This window comes from Pseudomonas sp. S06B 330 (genome assembly GCF_002845275.2).
Lineage (GTDB): Bacteria > Pseudomonadota > Gammaproteobacteria > Pseudomonadales > Pseudomonadaceae > Aquipseudomonas.
In genome coordinates, this window is sequence record NZ_CP088149.1 from 504,371 (window position 1) to 524,245 (window position 19,875).

Below are 19,875 nucleotides of genomic sequence, written 5' to 3' on the forward strand. Positions count from 1 at the left end.
CGGGATGGGGTTATTGCAGGCCGAGCGATTGTAGGTATTCCGAACGATCGTCGCTGCGTTGGGCCAGGCAGGTGTTCTGCGCGGTTTCAAAGGCGCTGTTACCGGGGGGTTGGCCATAGGTTTCGACCTTGCAATCGGCATCGCGCAGTTGTTTCCAGATCGCTTCGGCGTCACGCAGGCGCTGGCTGAGTTCGGTGATTTGCGTCGTCTGGCCGCGGTATTGCTCTTTGATGCGTTCGAGCTGGTCGTTGAAGGCCGCATCAAGTTCGCGCTCGGCGGTCTGGCGGCTGTACAGTGCACACGCGTAGGTTTGCTGATCGGGTTCAACGTTGTCGCACGGGGTGTTCTCGTCTTCTTCTGCATGAGCACCGAACGCCAACAACACCAGGACCAAGCCTACCATCGATCTCATCTGCGACATTCTCTAAAAACCCGTGGGTATATGGGCGCCGATTCTCGCTCAGCGCTATGGCAAAGAACAGGGTAGCCGCAACGGCTATTGCCCTTCGAATGAAACTTGCCACGGCCCTTTGTCGCGGTTTGACGCTTTCGGCAATTCCCCTGTCGTTTTTGCATCTGGGCGACCTGGCCCCTAGGCATATGCTGGCCCCAAAGCGCCGGCAGACGATTCGGCGCAGGTATTACCAATAAAGGGGACAGCCTGATGAGCCCAGCCGAGTTACACGCCGACAGCATCGTTATCGACGGGCTGATCATTGCCAAATGGAACCGCGAGCTGTTCGAAGACATGCGCAAGGGTGGCCTGACTGCGGCCAACTGCACGGTGTCGGTCTGGGAGGGTTTCCAGGCCACGGTCAACAACATTGCTGCCAGCCAGAAACTGATACGCGAGAACGGCGACCTGGTGATGCCGGTGCGCAGCACTGCCGACATCCGCAAGGCCAAGGAATTGGGTAAAACCGGCATCCTCTTTGGTTTTCAGAATGCTCACGCCTTTGAAGACCAGATCGGCTATGTAGACGTGTTCAAGCAACTGGGCGTAGGCATCGTGCAAATGTGCTACAACACCCAGAACCTGGTCGGCACCGGCTGCTATGAGCGCGACGGTGGCCTGTCGGGCTTCGGTCGTGAAATCGTTGCCGAGATGAATCGCGTGGGCATCATGTGCGACCTGTCCCATGTCGGGTCCAAGACCTCCGAAGAAGTCATCCTCGAATCGAAAAAGCCGGTGTGCTACTCCCACTGCCTGCCCTCCGGGCTTAAAGAGCACCCGCGTAACAAGTCCGATGAAGAGCTCAAGTTCATTGCTGACCATGGCGGCTTCGTCGGCGTGACCATGTTTGCGCCATTCCTGGCCAAAGGCATCGATTCGACCATCGATGACTACGCCGAGGCCATCGAATACACCATGAACATCGTTGGCGAAGACGCCATCGGCATTGGTACCGACTTCACCCAGGGCCATGGCCAGGACTTCTTCGAGTACCTGACCCACGACAAGGGCTATGCCCGGCGCCTGACCAACTTCGGCAAGATCATCAACCCACTGGGCATCCGCACCGTGGGCGAGTTCCCCAACCTCACTGAAACCCTGCTCAAGCGCGGCCATTCCGAGCGCGTGGTGCGCAAGATCATGGGCGAGAACTGGGTCAACGTGCTCAAGGATGTCTGGGGCGAGTAAGCCGCCAGTAACCGTCTTCCAGCCCCGGCCACAGGCGCAGGGGCAGCCAACCTAATTTTCTGGAGTTCAGTTTCCATGGCCAAGATCGCCCCGCAATTGCCTATCGAAGTCGACAGCGAGACCGGTGTCTGGACCAGTGATGCCCTGCCAATGCTCTATGTGCCACGGCATTTCTTCGTCAACAACCACATGGGTATCGAGGAAGTACTGGGCGCTGATGCCTATGCCGAGATCCTCTACAAGGCCGGCTATAAGTCCGCCTGGCACTGGTGCGAGAAGGAGGCCGAATGCCACGGCCTGGAAGGCGTTGCAGTGTTCGAGCACTACATGAAACGCCTGTCGCAGCGCGGCTGGGGTCTGTTCAAGATTCAGGATATCGACCTGGAGAAGGGCACTGCCAGCGTCAAGCTTGAGCACTCGGCATTCGTCTACGTCTACGGCAAGGTCGGACGCAAGGTTGACTACATGTTCACCGGCTGGTTCGCCGGCGCCATGGACCAGATTCTGGCCGCCCGTGGCAGCACGATTCGCACGGTCGCCGAGCAGGTCTACGGCGGTTCGGAAGAAGGCCACGACGACGGCCTGTTCATCGTCAAGCCGTTGTAAGTCGAGGATCCTGCCATGGCTTTCGAAGCAATGTTCCAGCCGATCCAGATCGGCAAACTGACCATCCGTAACCGGGTATTGAGCACTGCGCACGCTGAGGTCTACGCCACTGACGGCGGCATGACCACCGCGCGCTACGTCAAATACTACGAAGAGAAAGCCAAGGGCGGATTAGGCCTGGCCATCTGTGGTGGATCTTCGGTGGTCGCCATCGATAGCCCGCAGGAATGGTGGGCCTCGGTAAACCTGTCTACTGACCGGATCATCCCGCATTTTCAGAATCTTGCTGATGCCATGCACAAGCACGGCGCCAAGATCATGATTCAAATTACCCACATGGGCCGTCGCTCGCGTTGGGACGGTTTCAACTGGCCGACCCTGATGTCGCCTTCGGGTATTCGTGAACCCGTGCACCGTGCTACCTGCAAGACCATCGAGCCGGAGGAAATCTGGCGGGTGATTGGCAATTACGCGCAAGCAGCCCGTCGGGCCAAAGAAGGTGGCCTGGACGGCGTCGAACTGTCGGCCGTGCATCAGCACATGATCGACCAATTCTGGAGCCCGCGTGTCAACAAGCGTACGGACGAATGGGGCGGTAGTTTTGAGGGCCGGATGAAGTTTGGCCTGGAAGTGCTCAAGGCTGTGCGTGCAGAAGTCGGCGCAGACTTCTGCGTGGGCATGCGTATCTGTGGTGACGAATTCCATCCCGATGGTCTCAGCCACGAGGACATGAAGGAAATCGCCAAGTACTACGACGCCACCGGCATGCTCGACTTTTTCGGGGTGATTGGCTCAGGTTGCGATACCCACAACACCCTGGCCAACGTTATCCCCAACATGAGTTATCCACCGGAGCCGTTCCTGCACCTGGCGGCCGGGATCAAGGAAGTGGTCAAAGTTCCAGTGCTGCACGCGCAGAACATCAAAGACCCGAACCAGGCCACGCGCATCCTTGAAGGCGGCTACGTGGACATGGTCGGCATGACTCGCGCACATATCGCCGACCCGCACCTGATTGCCAAGATCAAGATGGGCCAGGTCGACCAGATCAAACAATGTGTCGGTGCCAACTACTGCATCGACCGCCAGTACCAGGGCCTGGATGTCCTGTGTATCCAGAATGCTGCCACCTCCCGTGAATACATGGGTGTGCCGCACATCATCGAAAAAACCACCGGGCCCAAGCGCAAGGTGGTGGTGGTTGGTGCAGGCCCTGCCGGAATGGAAGCGGCCCGGGTATCGGCCGAGCGTGGCCACGACGTGACGCTGTTCGAAAAGAAGGACGCCATTGGCGGACAGATCAGCATCGCTGCCAAGGCGCCGCAGCGTGATCAGATTGCCGGTATTACCCGTTGGTACCAGTTGGAGCTGGCGCGCCTGAAGGTCGATCTGCGCCTGGGCACTGCCGCAGACATCGACACGATCAGGGACCTACGCCCTGATGTGATTGTGCTGGCCGTGGGCGGGCATCCGTTCCTGGAGCAGAACGAGCACTGGGGCGCCGCCGAGGGGCTGGTGGTCAGCAGCTGGGACGTGCTCGACGGCAAGGTCGCACCGGGCAAGAACGTATTGGTCTACGACACCATTTGTGAGTTCACCGGAATGTCAGTGGCCGACTATCTCGCCGACAAAGGTAGCCAGGTCGAGATCGTCACCGACGACATCAAGCCGGGTGTGGCCATTGGTGGCACTTCGTTCCCGACTTACTACCGCAGCATGTACCCCAAAGAAGTGATCATGACCGGCGACCTGGCACTGGAAAAGGTCTACCGCGAGGGTGACAAGCTGGTGGCAGTTCTGGAAAACGAATACACCGGCGCCAAAGAGGAGCGGGTGGTCGACCAGGTAGTGATCGAGAACGGTGTACGGCCGGACGAAGCGCTCTACTACGGGCTCAAGGAAGGTTCGCGCAACAAAGGCCAAATTGATGTCGAGGCACTGTTCGCGATCCAGCCGCAGCCAATCCTCAGTCAATCGGGCGAAGGCTACCTGCTGTATCGCATCGGCGACTGCGTAGCGCAGCGCAACACACATGCCGCGATCTATGACGCCTTGCGCCTATGTAAGGATTTCTAGGGCAGACGGCTTGCTACTACTCCTGTGGGAGCCGGCCTTGCCAGCGATGGGATCAGCGCACTATTTGCTGTTGCGCGGTGTTTGCATCGCTGGCAAGGCCAGCTCCCACAGTGAACCCCTGGCAAGGCACTGAGGTGCCTTTTGGGAGCTTCCCATGTTGAACACCCTGCTTCCCATCCTCCTGTTCGCCGCCTTGGGCCTTGCTGTCCTCGGCGCCTTGCGGCGCGTGCGGATGTGGCGTCAAGGTCGGCCATCCAAGGTCGACCTGCTTGGCGGCCTGTTGGCCATGCCACGGCGCTATATGGTCGACCTGCACCACGTGGTCGCCCGTGACAAATACATGGCCAACACTCACGTTGCTACCGCCGGTGGCTTTGTCCTGGCAGCGGTGCTGGCGATCCTGGTGCACGGTTTCGGCCTGCACAACAAGATCCTCGGCTATGCGTTGTTGTTCGCTACTGTATTGATGTTTGGTGGCGCACTGTTCGTCTACAAGCGTCGACTCAACCCACCTTCGCGTCTGTCAAAAGGGCCGTGGATGCGCTTGCCGAAAAGCCTGTTGGTGTTCGCCGCAAGCTTCTTCATCGCGACCTTGCCAGTGGCCGGAATTCTGCCTGAAGGTTTTGGTGGTTGGCTGCTGGTCGCCTTGCTGGGCCTTGGCGTGCTCTGGGGGGTATCCGAATTGTTCTTCGGCATGACCTGGGGCGGGCCGATGAAGCACGCCTTTGCCGGTGCTCTGCACCTAGCCTGGCACCGCCGTGCCGAGCGTTTCGGCGGTGGGCGTTCGACTGGCCTCAAACCCATTGATCTGGAAGACCCGCAAGCACTGCTGGGCGTGGAGAAACCCAAGGACTTCACCTGGAACCAGTTGCTCGGTTTTGACGCCTGTGTGCAATGCGGCAAGTGTGAAGCAGCGTGCCCAGCCTTTGCTGCCGGACAACCGCTGAACCCGAAAAAACTCATCCAGGACATGGTCGTTGGCCTGGCTGGCGGCACTGATGCCAAGTTTGCCGGCAGCCCTTACCCAGGCAAACCCATCGGCGAACATGGCGGCAATCCGCACCAACCGATCGTCAACGGCCTGGTCGATGCCGAAACCCTGTGGTCGTGCACCACCTGCCGCGCCTGCGTGGAGGAATGCCCGATGATGATCGAGCACGTCGATGCCATCGTCGACATGCGCCGTCACCTGACCCTGGAAAAAGGCGCCACGCCAAACAAAGGCGCTGAAGTGCTGGATAACCTGATCGCCACCGACAACCCAGGCGGCTTTGCCCCAGGTGGACGGATGAACTGGGCAGCCGACCTTAACCTGAATCTGCTCAGCGACCTCAAAACCACCGACGTGCTGTTCTGGGTCGGTGACGGCGCCTTCGATATGCGTAATCAGCGCACCTTGCGCGCTTTCGTCAAAGTACTGAAAGCGGCCCAAGTGGACTTCGCCGTGCTCGGTCTGGAAGAGCGCGACAGTGGTGATGTGGCTCGTCGTTTGGGCGATGAAGCGACCTTCCAGCAATTGGCCAAACGCAATATTCAGAGCATGGCCAAGTACAGCTTCAAGCGCATCGTCACTTGCGATCCGCACAGCTTCCATGTGCTCAAGAACGAATACGGCGCCTTTGGCGGCGAGTACTTAGTGCAGCACCACAGCACCTACATCGCCGAATTGATCGCCGCGGGCGCGCTGAATCTTGGCCAGCATAAAGGTGGCAGCGTCACCTATCACGATCCCTGCTACCTGGGCCGTTACAACGGTGAATACGAAGCACCCCGGGAAGTCCTACGTGCCCTGGGCATTGAAGTGAAAGAGATGCAGCGTTCGGGCTTTCGCTCTCGCTGCTGCGGCGGTGGCGGCGGTGCGCCGATCACCGACATTCCTGGTAAGCAGCGGATTCCGGACATGCGTATGGAGGACATCCGCGAGACTGCCGCCGAGCTGGTTGCAGTCGGTTGTCCGCAGTGCACGGCGATGCTCGAAGGCGTGGTTGAGCCACGGCCATTGATCAAGGATCTGGCCGAGTTGGTTGCCGATGCCCTGCTTGAAGAGCAGGCCCCAGCGAGCAAACCCGCACCTGCCAAGCGTGAACCTGCGGAGGTGCACTGATGAGCGACATTATTCGCCGTGACCCACGCGCCGAGTGGATTGCCCGTAACCGCCTGCACCCGCTGCATGCGGCCATGCAGCAAACTCAGCAGCACAGCTGGATGGGACCCAACGGCGTTGTGCGCAAGAACCCGCACGGGGTAGGTTTTATCGGCCCTAACGGCATCAAGCGTATTGACCGTAGCGGTGCCCAGCAGGGCACCAGCAACAAGCGCAGTGCCGCTGCGGTGGTGGAATTACCGCTGCACCAAGTGCCACAACCGGCGTTCTACATTGCCGTGGTGCCGGACATGGTCGGCGGTCGCTTGGGCAGCCACGACCGTGATCTGCTGGGCCTGGCTCATAGTCTGGCCGGTAGTGACGGCGCGGTGTTGGCCGTGGTGTTTGGCGAGCACAAGGAAAACAACTTTTCCAAAGCCGGTGTTGATCGCTTGCTGGTCATTGAGGGGGATGAGTTTGAAGGTTATGCACCGGAGCAACTGGTGCAGGGGCTGCGTGCTGTGGATAACCAGTTCAACCCGCGCCACTGGCTGCTGCCCGACAGTCGCACCGGCGGCGGCGAATTGGGGCGGCGTTTTGCTGCGGCGCTCGGCGAGCGTCCAGCGACCAGGGTATGGCAAGTCAAGGATGGACAATGCAGTGGTCGCGCTGGCGCTGGGCAGCAAGACCTCATTCGTGGCTTGCCACGCTTGATTCTGGCCGCAGCCGAATGTGCCGAGCCGGTCAGCGAAACCCGCCATGAAGCCTTGCCTGAACAGTTATCCACAAGCGTCGCGCGCAGCCTGCCACGTATTGAAGACCTCGGTCCGGTCGCTGTCGACCCGGCAGCCATCGCCATGGCCGAAGCTGAATTTATTGTATCTGGCGGTAACGGCGTCAAGGATTGGGACCTGTTCCACCGCGCCACCCTTGTCCTCGGTGCCACTGAGGGCGCATCGCGGGTGGCTGTGGATGACGGCTTCATGCCGCGCAACCGTCAGGTCGGCGCCACTGGAACCTGGGTTACGGCTCGGGTCTATCTCGCTGTGGGTATCTCAGGGGCGATCCAGCACCTGCAGGGCATTGGCGCCTGCGACAAAGTGGTGGCGATCAACATGGACCCGGGCTGCGACATGATCAAACGTGCCGATTTGTCGGTAATCGGTGACAGTGCGGCGATTCTGCAGGCGCTGATCGAGGCTGTGGAAAACTATCGCAACGACGCCAAGCGCGATGCGGCATAAGGGCAGGGGCAATTATGAACACCAAGGTCATCAGTCTGGTTTCAATCGGTGCCCATCCTAGCTCTGGCCGCAGCCGGCGTGCCGAACAGGATGCACGGGCGGTGGAGTTGGGCTTGCAGCTGGCTGGGGATAACTTGCAGGTATTGCATGCTGGCGATCCACAGGAGCCGGCCTTGCGCGCCTATCTGGGCATGGGCCTGGAGCAGTTGGATGTGCTTGAACAGCCTCAAGGGGCTGATGCCCTGGGCGTGCTTGGTGATTACCTGCGTGAAGCCGGTGCACAGCTGGTACTGGCGGGAAGCCAGGCCGAAACCGGCGAGGGTTCGGGCATGCTGCCGTTTCTACTGGCCGAACGTCTGGGCTGGCCGCTGGTGGTGGGGCTGGCGGAAGTGGAATCTATCGACAATGGCGTAGCCCAGGTGCTGCAAGCGTTGCCACGGGGTCAGCGACGTCGGCTCAAGGTGCGCTTGCCGTTACTGGCGACTGTGGATAACGCGGCGCCCAAGCCGCGGCAAAGCGCTTTCGGTCCTGCGCGCCGCGGTGTCTTGGCCGCGCGCCAGGTAGAGATCGTCGAAGACGAGTTGTTCACAGGCGCCGAACTGCAGCCAGCCAAGCCTCGGCCCAAGCGTTTGAAGGTGATCAAGGCCAAAAGCGGTGCCGACCGTATGAAAGCAGCCACCGCCAAGGCCAGCGGCGGCGGTGGACAAGTGCTCAAGGACGTGAGCCCGCAGGCGGGTGCTGAAGCCATCCTCAAGTTGCTGGTGGAAGAGGGCGTGCTGCGCTGAACAGTTGCTCACAAAGTCTGTTGGCCGATCTGTGGATAAAGTGTTTGTGTATGGCTGGAGGGCACGCATTGCGTGCCCTTCGGCGTTATGGTTAAAAAATGACCAGTCTAAGTCACGGATTTTTCGGGGTTTTCTTCTCGGGAAGACGATGACTTTGCCCACAATCGCTGTTGGCGGCTCTGTGGATAATATGTTCGCCTATGGCTGAGAGGCCCGCACAGCAAGGGCTGCACAGGTTTGATCAAAAAACATCCAATAACTGCTTTTACGTCGGTTACAGCCCGGTTTTTCGGTCGTTCGAAGCGTTATCCACATTACTTTTGGTGGTCCATGACTTTTGCACACAAAGTCTGTTGGCCTCTCTGTGGATAAGGTGTTCGCCTTCTTCTGTAAGCCTCGTATTTAAAGGCCTATAGAGATTTGATCAAATAATGATCAATATTTTTGTGTGGCAAAAACAATGACTTGCCCACATTAGCTGTGGGTTGTCCTGTGGATAAAGTGTTTGCTGTATGGAAGGGGCCAGTGGGGCCGGGGGATTGCGCAGGGTGGCTAAAATTCGTACAGGCTGCTGGCAAGGCCCGCTCCCACAAGGTGCTTGAGGTACACACAGAACCTGTGGGAGCGGGACTTGCCGGCGATAGGCCGCGCAGCGGCCCTGCTTTACTGCGCTGCGACCCCCTTGAGATAAGGTGCTGGCGCCGCGCCAAGATTGCTCAACACCCGCTCGCTATACCAATCAACAAAGTTCACTACCCCAAACTCATAGGTTTTGGAGTACGGCCCCGGCTGGTAAGCAGTAGAGTTGATCCCGCGTTGGTTCTCTTCGGCCAGGCGCCGGTCCTGGTCGTTGGTGGCGTCCCAGACCTGACGCATGCGTGCCGGATCGTAATCGACCCCTTCAACCGCATCCTTATGCACCAGCCACTTGGTGGTCACCATGGTTTCCTGGGCGCTGATCGGCCACACGGTGAAGACGATGATGTGATCGCCCATGCAGTGGTTCCAGGAGTGTGGGAGGTGCAGGATGCGCATCGAGCCCAGGTCCGGGTTCTTGATCCGCCCCATCAGCTTCTGGCAGCCCTGCTTGCCGTCCAGGGTCATTGACACCGTGCCCTTGAGCAATGGCATGCGCACAATACGGTTACGCAGGCCGAAGCTGGCGTGTGCGTACGGAATCTTCTCGGCGTCCCAGGCTGCAGCCGAGGCGGCCACATGGTCTTTGAATGCCTGGTCGGCCCGTGGGTCGGTGACGTCATCCCACTCCAGCAGAGTTTTCAACAGCTCCGGGTGTGAACCGCTGCAGTGGTAGCACTCACGGTTGTTTTCCAGCACCAGTTTCCAGTTGGCCTTTTCCATCAAGGTGGTTTGCACCGCCACCTTGGTGTTTTCCATGTCGTAGGGCTCCATGTAGTGCGTCAGGGTAGCCAGGAAGTCATCAATCGCAGGTGGGTTCTCGGCCAGGCTGATGAAGATGTAGCCGCCGGCGGTCTTGACGTTTACAGGCTTGAGCCCGTACTGCTTCATGTCGAAGTCAGCGCCCATCTCGGTGCCAGCAAACAACAGGCGGCCATCGAGCTCGTAGGTCCATTGGTGGTAGTGGCAGACCAGCTTGGCGACTTTACCTTTGTCGCTGGTGCACAAGCGTGAGCCACGGTGACGACAGACGTTATGGAAGGCATGCACCTGACCTTCAGCACCGCGCACTACCAGGATCGGGTTCTTGCCGATCTGCAGGGTGAGAAAGTTGCCCTTGGTCGGGATTTCACAGGTCATCCCAGCGATCAGCCATTCCTTCTGGAAGATTTCTTCCATGTCGATCTGGAACAGGCGCTCGTCGCAATAGAACGGCTGTGGCAGCGAGAAGGTTCGCTCGCGGCTCTGCAGCATCTCGGCAGTCGCCTTGCGCGCAGGTTCCAGTGGATCGCCCAGACTCAAAGTTGCGGTGACGTCCATCGTGTAGGTCCTCATGGCCATTGCTATGGCCGGTGAAAGTGGCTAATCGTTGTTATGGCGACGCAAGGCTAAATACAGCAGGATCATTTGCGATGGAGTGTGCGATTGAAGTGTTCGTGAACCATATCCATGGGCGACATGATCAGATCCGTTTCCGACGCGCCAGCCCTTGTGGCAGGGGGCTGGTCGCGATAAGCACGCCGATGTCGCGGATAGGAAAGTGTTTGCCGTTCAGCTTGCGCAGAATCGCAGCCATCAGGCCACAGTCGGCCGTGGAGACGAGCATGTCCAACTTCCTCAATCCGGTCAGCACCCAGACCTGGGCCAACGGCCGTCACATCGTCCGTTGCGTCAAGGTGATCCAGGAAACCTGGGATGTGCGCACCTTCTGCTTCATGGCCGATCAGCCGATCATGTTCTTCTTCAAGCCAGGACAGTTCGTGACCCTGGAGCTGGAGATCGACGGTGTGCCGATCATGCGCTCCTACACCATTTCCAGCTCGCCTTCAGTCCCTTACAGCTTCTCGGTGACGATCAAGCGGGTGCCAGGTGGCAAGGTCTCCAACTGGCTGCACGACACCCTGCACGAAGGCCAGGAGCTGGCGGTGCACGGGCCGGTCGGGCTGTTCAACGCCATCGATTTTCCTAGCCCCAAGGTGCTGTACCTCAGTGGCGGTGTCGGCATCACCCCAGTGATGTCCATGGCCCGTTGGTTCTACGACACCAACGCCAATGTCGATATGGTCTTCGTGCACAGTGCCCGCTCGCCGAAAGACATCATCTATCACCGCGAGCTGGAGCATATGGCGTCGCGGATCGACAACTTCAGCTTGCACATCATTTGTGAGAAACATGGTCTGGGTGAGCCGTGGGCGGGCTATCGCGGCTACTTGAACCAGAAGCTGATGGAGTTGATTGCCCCGGATTACATGGAGCGGGAAATCTTCTGCTGTGGCCCGACGCCGTATATGCACGCGGTCAAGCGCCTGCTTGAAGGTAGCGGCTATGACATGAGTCGATATCACGAGGAGTCGTTCGGTGCGACCCCAGCCGAGGTCAAGGCTGACGCCGTGGAGCTTGCCGAACAGGCGGCCGACGCGCCGGAAGTGGACAATGCCGACCTGCATCAGGTGGAGTTCACCAGCGCCGGCAAGAGTATCCGCGTGGCGCCGGGCGAGACCGTGCACGCCGCGGCGGCCAAGCTTGGCCTGATGATCCCCAAAGCCTGTGGCATGGGCATCTGTGGCACCTGCAAGGTGCTCAAGCTCGGTGGTGAGGTGGAGATGGAGCACAACGGCGGCATCACCGATGATGACGTCGCCGAAGGCTATATCCTGTCGTGCTGCAGCGTGCCCAAGGGCGACGTGCGGATCGAGTATTGATCAGACGCTGAAGCGCGCCACCAGCCCGTTCAGGTCAACCGCCAGACGCGACAGCTCGGCACTTGCCGCAGTAGTCTGGTGGGCACCGGTGGCCGATTGCACTGACAGGTCGTTGATGTTGACCAGGTTGCGGTCCACTTCGCGGGCTACCTGAGCCTGCTCTTCGGCGGCGCTGGCGATCACCAGGTTACGCTCGTTGATCTCGGCGACCGCGCCGGTGATGGTGTCCAGCGCCAGGCCTGCACCGCGAGCGATGTTCAGCGTCGACTCGGCACGTTCAGTGCTGTTGCGCATGGAGTTGACCGCCTGCTCGGTACCGCCCTGGATACTGCCGATCATCCGCTCGATTTCGCTGGTTGACTGCTGGGTGCGATGGGCCAGGGCGCGGACCTCATCGGCGACCACAGCAAAACCACGGCCAGCTTCACCGGCACGCGCGGCCTCGATGGCGGCGTTGAGGGCCAGCAGGTTGGTCTGGTCGGCCAAGCCGCGAATCACGTCCAGCACCTTGCCAATATCGCGTGACTCTTCCGCCAGGTTGCCAATCAGATCGGCGGTGCCCTGAACGTCAACGCTCATGCGCTCGATGGCTGTGACCGTTTCCAGCACCAGATCGCGGCCGTCGCCAGCCGAACGGGTGGCTTCCTTGGATGCTTCGGAAGTGCTCACGGCATTGCGCGCCACTTCTTCAACGGCGCTGGTCATCTCGGTGACCGCAGTGGCGGCCTGCTCGATTTCATTGTTCTGCTGTTGCAGGCCACGAGCGCTTTCGTCGGTGACGCTGTTCAATTCCTCAGCGGCGGAAGCCAGTTGGGTGGCAGAACCGGCAATCAGTTGCAGGGTGTCGCGCAGTTTGTGCTGCATCTTGGCCATGGCTTGCAATAGGCGTGCGGCCTCATCCTGGCCCTGGGTCTCGATGGTGCGGGTGAGGTCGCCTTCAGCAATGCGCTCGGCGGCCTGCAGGGCGTCGTTGATCGGTTTGACGATACTGCGGGTCAGCAGCAGGGCACAGATCAGGGTCAGCGCCGTGGCGGCCAACAGCAGGCCAATGACCAGGGTCACGGCGTTGGCGTACTGCTCGGCAGCGGTCTGGTTGATTTCACGGGTTTGCTCGGTGTTGATGCTAACCAACTGGTCCATGACACTGTTGATCTGCTCGGAGCTGTTGAGCATGTCGCGGTTGATCAGGTTGCGCAGGGTATCCAGGTCGTTGTTCTGCGAAGCCTGGTGCATGCGGCTTTCCAGTTGCCGATACTGGCTGAGCAACTGCACATATTGGTTGTAGGCCGCCCGCTCCTGAGGGCTGCTGATCAGCGGCTCATAGGCCTTACGCGCTTCATCGATCTGCTGGTTGCGTTGGCCGATCAGCTTCAGCGTGTTTTGCAGGGTGTCGGCTTCGCGGTTGATCAGCAGGCGATACGACAAGGTACGCAGGCGCAGGGTCAGTTGGTTGAGCTGATCGAGGTTCGTGATGCTGGGTACAGCGATGTTCTCGATGGTCTCGCCGGCCTGGCGAATCTTGCTCATCTGGTTCAAGGCAAACAGGCCCAGGCCCAGCATCAGCGCGCCGATCAAGGCAAACCCCAGCAGTGCGCGCGGGGCGATATTCATATTACGTAGGGACATGGTGGTCTTCCGGAAAGGGAAAAGGCGCGTGATACCGGCGCCAGATTCAGGCTTGCCTTCACTATCGGACAACCTTTGGCAGACTTGAGGTGCGGAAGATGAAACTGTGAAATCGTGATCGGTTTTCCTGACAGGCGGGCATCTGCAGCGGGAACCGGACCGCTATCAGTGGGTCAATCTGCACCAGGCCGAAGCGTCTAACCCGATATCCCTGGCGACCACGCGGACTTTTCTTTATCGTGTGCGCCCCCTGAAAATCCCGAGAAGGCAATCATGTTGGAAACTTCCCTTAGTCAATTGGAACAACTCGTCATCGACCTGGTACAAAAGAATCAGGAATTGAGCGAGCGCAACGAGCAGATCAGCGCTGAGCTGGCTCAAGCCAAAGATGAAAACGAAAGCCTGCAGCTGTCGCTGATGGAGCAGGAAGAAAAGCACGGCGCTACTGCCGCACGCATCCAGGCGCTGGTTGAGCGCGCCAGCGGCGGTACCGTCAACGCATGAGAACTTCAGCACAGCCGATCAATGTCGTGTCGATTCTTGGCAGTGACTATTCGATCAAGGCCCCCGAAGGCCAGGAACAGGCCCTGGCGCAGGCCGTGCAGATGCTCAATGCGTCGCTGGCCGAGACCAAGCGCAAATACCCGACCCTGATCGGTGACAAGCTGCTGGTTCTGGCAGCCCTCAACCTGTGCTCGCAGCAGATCGATCTGCAACAGCAGCACCAGCAGGCCCTCGACCGTTACCAAGAGCAAGTCAGCGCCACGGTCGATGTCATTGCCCGGACTATCGGCAACAACTGATAGGTCCCCGCTAAACCGTTCTACGTTCTTTTGCTTGCTCACTGCCTTTTCGGCAGTGGGCAGCATTGTCGTGGGTCAATGGAATTATTGTATTTCCATCTGTATACAATTGGCCTGGCTATTGCAGCACAAGGTTTATTTACTCAGGGGAAGGTTCATGCAGTTCTGGCGGCGCAGTATCCAGTGGCAACTGATCGCAAGCATGGGCGCAGCCCTGTTGGTGAGCATTCTTATCGTCGTGGCGATCTACTCGGTGGCGGTCAATCGCCTGACCGAACGTTACCTGGTCGACACCGCTTTGCCGGCGAGCATTGAGGCAATTCGTAACGACATCGAACGGATGTTGAGCCGCCCGCTCACCGCGGCCTCGGATATTGCCAACAACACCTTGCTGCGTGACTGGCTGGCGGCGGGCGAAGATCCAGCCCAGGCGCCGCAGTTCATCGAGTACCTCGAAGCCTTGCGGCAGAAGAATCAGGCGTTCACCGCACTGTTTGCGGCCACTGAAACTAACCACTATTACAACGAAAAAGGCCTGGACCGCACCTTGAGTCGCAGCAACCCTGCAGACAAGTGGTTCTACGGCTTTATCGACAGCGGCAATCCGCGCCTGCTCAACATCGATACCGATGGCAGTACTGGAGAACTGGCGCTGTTTATCGATTACCGAGTGGAAAAAGCCGGGAAGCTGGTGGGCATTGCCGGGCTCGGCTTGCGCATGACCGAGTTGTCGGCGTTGATTCACAACTTCAGCTTTGGTGAGCGAGGAAGGGTTTTCCTCGTTCGTAATGACGGGCTCATTCAGGTTCACCCAGAGCAACAGTTCAGCGGCAAGCGTAAGCTCGCCGAGCAGATTGGCGAAGCGGCGGCAAAGGCGCTGTTGAACCGAGAGCAGGGGGTGAGTAGCAGCCGCTTCGAGCGTGAGGGCGAAGAGTACCTGGCCTTGAGCCTGCCATTGCGCGACCTCAACTGGACCCTGGTTGCAGAAGTGCCGCAGGCGCAGATCTACGCCCCGGTACGCGAGACGGTCTGGTTGACCAGCCTGATTGGCGCGGCTGTGGCGCTGGTGTCGTTGCTGCTGGTGGTGCTGTTGGCTCGCGGTATTGTCCGGCCGATTCGGCGGGTCACTGGGGCGTTGATGGCAATTGGCAATGGTGGTGGTGACCTGACTCAGCGCCTGGATGAAACGCGTGCCGATGAACTGGGCGACCTGGCGCGGGGCTTCAACCGCTTTCTCAACAGCCAGCGTGAGTTGATCGGCGAAGTGCTGCGCACCACTGAGCGCTTGCACAGCTCGGTCACGCAAGTGACCCAGGTAGTGGAGAACACCGCCGAGCGTTCCGGGCGTCAACAGGAAATGACCGAAATGGTCGCCACTGCGGTGCATGAGATGGGCCTGACCGTGCAAGACATCGCCCAGAATGCGGGCAATGCAGCACAGGCTTCGGAAACGGCTCGCACGGAAGCGCTTGAGGCTCGCGAAGTGGTGCGGCGCTCGATTGCACATATTGAAGGCATGTCCGGTGAAATTGGTCAGGCCGCCAATGCTGTGGGCGAGTTGGCCAGTGAAGTCGCTTCGATCGACGAAGTCCTGGCGGTGATCCGAAGTATCTCCGAACAGACCAACCTGCTGGCGCTCAATGCGGCGATTGAAGCTGCGCGTGCCGGGGAGATGGGGCGTGGTTTTGCTGTGGTTGCTGACGAAGTGCGTACACTGGCCCGGCGTACTCAGGTTTCGACCGATGAAGTGCAGCAGATGATTCTGCGCCTTAAGCATGGCGCCGGCAGTGCCGTTGCGTCGATGCAGGCCGGGCAGGCAGCGACGGGAACGGGTGTGCAGTCCAGTCAGCAGACCGGTGCTTCACTGAGCACCATCACCGATCAGGTCGAGCATATCAGCGACATGAACCATCAGGTGGCCACGGCGACCGAGGAGCAGTCGGCGGTAACCGAGGAGATCAATCGTACTGTGCAGGGGATTTCCGACCTCGCCCGGGAGACGGCGGCGGATGTGCAGGGCTGTCGGGAGGAGTGCCAGGCCTTGCGAGGGTTGGCTGATGACCTGGCGCGTCAGATGGGTGGGTTCCGGCTCTAGGTGGGTGTGAACTTCATCGCCGGCAAGGCAGGCTCCCACACAGGCTTCAGTTGAGCACTCTGTGGGAGCCGGTCTTGCCGGCGATGGCACCGTCAGGCGCCCATGGCTTCGCGGATATCCGCCGCCAATTCCCGCACTCGCGCCTCATCGGTATCCCACGAACACATGAATCGCGCCCCACCGCTACCGATGAAGGTGTAGAAGCGCCAGCCCTTGCTACGCAGGACTTCCAGTGCCGGTTCCGACATCTGCAAGAACACCCCATTGGCTTGCACCGGGAACATCAGCTCGACACCTGGCACGTCACTGACCAGCTCACTGAGCAAGGTCGCGCAGCGATTGGCGTGGTGGCCGTACTTGAGCCAGGCGTCGTTTTCCAGCAAACCGACCCAAGGCGCCGACAGAAAGCGCATTTTCGAAGCCAGTTGACCGGCCTGTTTGCAGCGATAGTCGAAATCTTCGGCCAGCTTGCGGTTGAAGAACAGGATCGCTTCACCTACCGCCATGCCGTTTTTGGTCCCGCCAAAGCACAAGACATCGACCCCGGCCTTCCAGGTCAGCTCGGCAGGTGTACAGCCGAGGGAGGCACAAGCGTTGCTGAAACGGGCGCCGTCCATGTGCAGGTTCAGACCTAGCTCCTTACAGGTGGCGCTGATTGCCTTGAGTTCGTCAGGACGGTAGACGGTGCCGACTTCGGTGGCTTGGGTGATGGTCACCACTCGCGGTTTGGGGTAGTGGATGTCCTGGCGTTTGAGGGCAACTTCGCGGATCGATTCTGGCGTCAGTTTGCCAGCCACGCTGCGGGCGGTGAGCAGCTTTGAGCCGTTGGAGAAAAACTCCGGTGCGCCGCACTCGTCGGTCTCGACGTGAGCGGTCTCTGAGCAGATGACGCTGTGATAGCTCTGACACAGGGATGACAGTGCCAGGGAGTTGGCGGCGGTGCCGTTGAAGGCAAAAAACACTTCGCAGTCGGTTTCGAACAGTTTGCGAAAGTACTCGGCGGCCCGGGCGGTCCACTGGTCATCGCCATAGGAGCGGTCGTGGCCATGGTTGGCTTTTTCCATGGCGGCCCAGGCTTCAGGGCAGATGCCGGAATAGTTGTCGCTGGCAAATTGTTGGCTGTTGTTACTCATCACCGTTTCCCTGCAAGTGGACAGGTTATGACTCTAGCGAAAGACGCCACCCGGCGTCATGTATTCTTGAGTCAGAAAATGTCACTTTCGGGGTGGCGGCGAGGTGTGGTGGCCTCGCCGTAGCAAGAGCTATTTGCGTCGTTCAAGGTCAAGTGGGGTGTCCAAGATTTCTGGTATGGAAAGGCCTAGAGGATTTCGTTTGCTCAACACGTAACTTAAGCAGTCTACGGCGCGGTCAGCGAAGAAGTCCCCGGGGACTGCCTTGGCAATGGCATCGTGTTTGGTTGTTGTCTTGTAATAGGTGTTTCCCTTCTCAGTGTTCACGGTGAAGGTAGCGTGTTCATCCAGTTCATGAACGCGCAAAGTCCTATTAAGAATACGGTCAAATTGACCATCTATTAATGGGTGACTACCTCGAGACATGAATAGTGCGAAGTCTGCTTCAGTACCCTCTTCGGCCGCACAGGGGGGGATGGGGACTAAATGTAAATCTACGCTGAGATTGTTGGAGCCTTCCGGGTAGTAGACCACCTTTGCATCTATGGTGGCGTAGTTGCCATTATCTAGAATCAGGTCCAGGTGGTCGCAAGTCATATACGCCGTTGTGCGGTTAACGGTGGCATAAGTTTCATATCCACTGTCCAGTCGGATAGTGATCTGAGCTTCAGACATGCTAATAGGTTCGATGACTCTTAATACGACAAAACCTTCACTTTCTGGGTTTCTATCTTGGCTAACGTAATAGCTGCCAGTGTTGGCATATAAAAGTTTTTCGTCAATGGAGGTATTGGTATCGCTAGGTTCGACGCGAAATTGAGAACCCACGGTTTTCAAGTAATTATATTTCGGGGGTTCTAAAGGATCGTATTTCATGACCTATCTCCTGCTAATGGAGGTATCACCGTATCCGATCGCATTGCTAGCCGTAACTGGCATATCTGTCAGGTTGAAAATGCCCAATTGTCTGCTATTGAAGGGTGAACTTCGCCGTCTACGGCGCGCTCCTGAAGGGGGCGAAGTGCCTGCTTCAGTCATCCTGGATTGAAAGCGCCCCCCCATGTCGTAAACGCACCATTGCAAGGCGTGCGTAGGCATCTGGGTACCCCGCGCCGGTCATACCATCGCTGCAAAGGCTCAATGGGCCTATCAGACAAGAAATGATCGCTGCCGGGAGACTCTCAATGTTCAGCAAGCAAGACCAGATCCAGGGTTACGACGACGCACTGCTGGCGGCGATGAATGCCGAAGAACAACGCCAGGAAGATCACATTGAGCTGATCGCCTCGGAGAACTACACCAGCAAGCGTGTCATGCAGGCCCAAGGCAGCGGCCTGACCAACAAATACGCTGAAGGCTATCCGGGCAAGCGCTACTACGGCGGTTGTGAGCATGTGGATAAAGTTGAGCAACTGGCCATTGATCGTGCCAAGCAACTGTTCGGCGCCGACTACGCCAACGTCCAGCCGCACTCGGGCTCTTCGGCCAACAGCGCCGTGTACCTGGCCCTGCTGCAGGCCGGCGATACCATTCTGGGCATGAGCCTGGCCCATGGCGGTCACTTGACCCACGGCGCTAAGGTGTCGTCCTCGGGCAAGCTGTACAACGCGGTGCAGTACGGCATCGACACCAATACCGGGCTGATTGACTACGACGAAGTCGAGCGCCTGGCGGTTGAGTGCAAGCCGAAGATGATCGTCGCCGGTTTCTCGGCCTATTCAAAAACCCTCGATTTTCCTCGTTTCCGGCAGATTGCCGACAAAGTCGGCGCCTATCTGTTTGTCGACATGGCCCACGTCGCCGGTCTAGTTGCCGTTGGTCTGTACCCGAACCCGCTGCCTTACGCCGACGTGGTTACCACGACCACCCACAAAACCCTGCGCGGTCCACGTGGCGGCCTGATCCTGGCGCGCGGCAATGAAGAAATCGAGAAAAAGCTCAATGCCGCGGTCTTCCCCGGTGCCCAGGGCGGCCCGCTGATGCACGTGATCGCCGGTAAGGCAGTGTGCTTCAAGGAGGCGCTGGAGCCAGGCTTTAAGACCTACCAACAGCAGGTGATCGATAACGCTCAAGCCATGGCCAAGGTGTTTATCGAGCGTGGTTTTGATGTGGTCTCCGGCGGTACTGACAACCACCTGTTCCTGGTCAGCCTGATTCGCCAAGGCCTGACCGGCAAGGACGCCGATGCTGCCCTAGGTCGTGCTCACATCACCGTCAACAAGAACGCTGTGCCCAACGATCCACAATCGCCATTTGTCACCTCGGGCTTGCGGATCGGCACCCCGGCGGTCACCACCCGTGGCTTCAAGGTTGCCCAGTGCGTGGAGCTGGCCGGCTGGATCTGCGACATCCTCGACAACCTTGGCGATGCCGATGTCGAGGCCGATGTTGCGAAGAACGTATCGGCACTGTGTGCAGATTTTCCGGTTTATCGCTGAGTGGTTCAG

At 59.0% G+C, this 19,875-nt stretch carries 17 protein-coding genes and 2 pseudogenes; 12 read left to right on the plus strand and 7 right to left on the minus strand.

Annotated elements, in window-relative coordinates; genetic code table 11:
• Positions 1–10: 10 nt before the first annotated feature.
• On the minus strand, positions 11–412 hold the full coding sequence (locus tag CX511_RS02395; RefSeq protein WP_045180747.1) for a lysozyme inhibitor LprI family protein: 402 nt from the start codon (positions 410–412) through the stop codon (positions 11–13).
• Positions 413–664: 252 nt separating this feature from the next.
• Here CX511_RS02395 and CX511_RS02400 point away from each other — a divergent pair, with 252 nt between their 5' ends.
• From CX511_RS02400 to etfB, 6 genes are all read left to right on the plus strand, one after another.
• A complete protein-coding gene (locus CX511_RS02400) occupies positions 665–1,642 on the plus strand; it encodes a dipeptidase (RefSeq protein WP_045180745.1) in 978 nt (325 codons plus the stop codon).
• A gap of 75 nt (positions 1,643–1,717) precedes the next feature.
• Complete coding sequence (locus tag CX511_RS02405) at positions 1,718–2,248, plus strand: DUF5943 domain-containing protein (protein WP_101293390.1); 531 nt, start codon at positions 1,718–1,720, stop codon at positions 2,246–2,248.
• A gap of 15 nt (positions 2,249–2,263) precedes the next feature.
• Positions 2,264–4,324: a dimethylglycine demethylation protein DgcA gene (dgcA, locus tag CX511_RS02410; RefSeq protein WP_045180741.1), complete on the plus strand. Its 2,061-nt coding sequence runs from the start codon at positions 2,264–2,266 to the stop codon at positions 4,322–4,324.
• A 154-nt stretch (positions 4,325–4,478) separates the two neighbouring features.
• Positions 4,479–6,428 carry a dimethylglycine demethylation protein DgcB gene (dgcB, locus tag CX511_RS02415; RefSeq protein ID WP_045180740.1) on the plus strand — a complete coding sequence of 650 codons (1,950 nt, stop codon included), beginning with the start codon at positions 4,479–4,481 and terminating at the stop codon, positions 6,426–6,428.
• Positions 6,428–7,651 (plus strand): electron transfer flavoprotein subunit alpha, encoded by a 1,224-nt coding sequence (gene etfA, locus CX511_RS02420; RefSeq protein WP_101293389.1) that lies wholly within the window; start codon positions 6,428–6,430, stop codon positions 7,649–7,651. The genes dgcB and etfA overlap by 1 nt, the downstream gene beginning before the upstream one ends.
• A 14-nt stretch (positions 7,652–7,665) precedes the next feature.
• Positions 7,666–8,436 carry an electron transfer flavoprotein subunit beta gene (gene etfB, locus CX511_RS02425; protein WP_045180737.1) on the plus strand — a complete coding sequence of 257 codons (771 nt, stop codon included), beginning with the start codon at positions 7,666–7,668 and terminating at the stop codon, positions 8,434–8,436.
• Between the two features lie 663 nt (positions 8,437–9,099).
• On the opposite strand, the gene gbca is transcribed toward etfB, so the two are convergent.
• The gene (gbca, locus tag CX511_RS02430; protein ID WP_045180735.1) at positions 9,100–10,392 is read right to left on the minus strand and encodes a glycine betaine monooxygenase oxygenase subunit; all 1,293 of its coding nucleotides are present in this window, start codon (positions 10,390–10,392) and stop codon (positions 9,100–9,102) included.
• A gap of 142 nt (positions 10,393–10,534) precedes the next feature.
• The gene (locus tag CX511_RS02435; protein ID WP_156156578.1) at positions 10,535–10,678 is read right to left on the minus strand and encodes a hypothetical protein; all 144 of its coding nucleotides are present in this window, start codon (positions 10,676–10,678) and stop codon (positions 10,535–10,537) included.
• On the opposite strand from CX511_RS02435, the gene gbcB reads away from it, so the two are divergent.
• Entirely contained in the window at positions 10,677–11,774 is a 1,098-nt protein-coding gene (gbcB, locus tag CX511_RS02440; RefSeq protein ID WP_045180733.1) for a glycine betaine monooxygenase reductase subunit, read from the plus strand. The genes CX511_RS02435 and gbcB overlap by 2 nt on opposite strands.
• Here the strand turns inward: gbcB and CX511_RS25525 are convergent, their stop codons facing one another.
• Entirely contained in the window at positions 11,775–12,647 is an 873-nt protein-coding gene (locus CX511_RS25525) for a methyl-accepting chemotaxis protein (protein ID WP_422211502.1), read from the minus strand.
• 30 nt (positions 12,648–12,677) lie between these two features.
• Positions 12,678–13,400, minus strand: a pseudogene (locus tag CX511_RS25530) (MCP four helix bundle domain-containing protein); the annotation flags it as partial.
• 273 nt (positions 13,401–13,673) lie between these two features.
• Here CX511_RS25530 and CX511_RS02450 point away from each other — a divergent pair.
• From CX511_RS02450 to CX511_RS25540, 4 genes and pseudogenes are all read left to right on the plus strand, one after another.
• Positions 13,674–13,904, plus strand: a complete 231-nt coding sequence (locus tag CX511_RS02450; RefSeq protein ID WP_045180729.1) for a hypothetical protein — start codon at positions 13,674–13,676, stop codon at positions 13,902–13,904.
• Positions 13,901–14,203 (plus strand): cell division protein ZapA, encoded by a 303-nt coding sequence (locus CX511_RS02455; protein WP_045180727.1) that lies wholly within the window; start codon positions 13,901–13,903, stop codon positions 14,201–14,203. The genes CX511_RS02450 and CX511_RS02455 overlap by 4 nt, the downstream gene beginning before the upstream one ends.
• A 202-nt stretch (positions 14,204–14,405) precedes the next feature.
• Positions 14,406–15,434: pseudogene (locus CX511_RS25535) on the plus strand (HAMP domain-containing protein); the annotation flags it as partial.
• Between the two features lie 135 nt (positions 15,435–15,569).
• Positions 15,570–16,298, plus strand: coding sequence for a methyl-accepting chemotaxis protein (locus tag CX511_RS25540; protein WP_422211503.1), 729 nt, complete (start codon positions 15,570–15,572; stop codon positions 16,296–16,298).
• 92 nt (positions 16,299–16,390) lie between these two features.
• Here CX511_RS25540 and CX511_RS02465 read toward each other — a convergent pair whose 3' ends face one another.
• The gene (locus CX511_RS02465; RefSeq protein ID WP_045180723.1) at positions 16,391–17,431 is read right to left on the minus strand and encodes a threonine aldolase family protein; all 1,041 of its coding nucleotides are present in this window, start codon (positions 17,429–17,431) and stop codon (positions 16,391–16,393) included.
• A gap of 129 nt (positions 17,432–17,560) precedes the next feature.
• Complete coding sequence (locus CX511_RS02470) at positions 17,561–18,304, minus strand: hypothetical protein (RefSeq protein ID WP_101293387.1); 744 nt, start codon at positions 18,302–18,304, stop codon at positions 17,561–17,563.
• 308 nt (positions 18,305–18,612) lie between these two features.
• On the opposite strand from CX511_RS02470, the gene glyA reads away from it, so the two are divergent.
• Entirely contained in the window at positions 18,613–19,866 is a 1,254-nt protein-coding gene (gene glyA / locus CX511_RS02475; RefSeq protein WP_045180719.1) for a serine hydroxymethyltransferase, read from the plus strand.
• Positions 19,867–19,875: the final 9 nt, after the last annotated feature.

Bases quoted from the DNA above. Each gene is read 5' to 3' on its own strand.
- CX511_RS02400 (WP_045180745.1), top strand. From the start codon at position 665: ATGAGCCCAGCCGAGTTACACGCCGACAGCATCGTTATCGACGGGCTG.
- CX511_RS02450 (WP_045180729.1), top strand. From the start codon at position 13,674: ATGTTGGAAACTTCCCTTAGTCAATTGGAACAACTCGTCATCGACCTG.
- gbcB (WP_045180733.1), top strand. From the start codon at position 10,677: ATGTCCAACTTCCTCAATCCGGTCAGCACCCAGACCTGGGCCAACGGC.
- CX511_RS02395 (WP_045180747.1), bottom strand. From the start codon at position 412: ATGAGATCGATGGTAGGCTTGGTCCTGGTGTTGTTGGCGTTCGGTGCT.
- CX511_RS02405 (WP_101293390.1), top strand. From the start codon at position 1,718: ATGGCCAAGATCGCCCCGCAATTGCCTATCGAAGTCGACAGCGAGACC.
- CX511_RS02470 (WP_101293387.1), bottom strand. From the start codon at position 18,304: ATGAAATACGATCCTTTAGAACCCCCGAAATATAATTACTTGAAAACC.
- CX511_RS02435 (WP_156156578.1), bottom strand. From the start codon at position 10,678: ATGCTCGTCTCCACGGCCGACTGTGGCCTGATGGCTGCGATTCTGCGC.
- CX511_RS25525 (WP_422211502.1), bottom strand. From the start codon at position 12,647: ATGGCCAAGATGCAGCACAAACTGCGCGACACCCTGCAACTGATTGCC.
- CX511_RS02455 (WP_045180727.1), top strand. From the start codon at position 13,901: ATGAGAACTTCAGCACAGCCGATCAATGTCGTGTCGATTCTTGGCAGT.
- etfB (WP_045180737.1), top strand. From the start codon at position 7,666: ATGAACACCAAGGTCATCAGTCTGGTTTCAATCGGTGCCCATCCTAGC.
- dgcA (WP_045180741.1), top strand. From the start codon at position 2,264: ATGGCTTTCGAAGCAATGTTCCAGCCGATCCAGATCGGCAAACTGACC.
- CX511_RS25540 (WP_422211503.1), top strand. From the start codon at position 15,570: ATGGTCGCCACTGCGGTGCATGAGATGGGCCTGACCGTGCAAGACATC.
- CX511_RS02465 (WP_045180723.1), bottom strand. From the start codon at position 17,431: ATGAGTAACAACAGCCAACAATTTGCCAGCGACAACTATTCCGGCATC.
- gbca (WP_045180735.1), bottom strand. From the start codon at position 10,392: ATGGACGTCACCGCAACTTTGAGTCTGGGCGATCCACTGGAACCTGCG.
- dgcB (WP_045180740.1), top strand. From the start codon at position 4,479: ATGTTGAACACCCTGCTTCCCATCCTCCTGTTCGCCGCCTTGGGCCTT.
- glyA (WP_045180719.1), top strand. From the start codon at position 18,613: ATGTTCAGCAAGCAAGACCAGATCCAGGGTTACGACGACGCACTGCTG.
- etfA (WP_101293389.1), top strand. From the start codon at position 6,428: ATGAGCGACATTATTCGCCGTGACCCACGCGCCGAGTGGATTGCCCGT.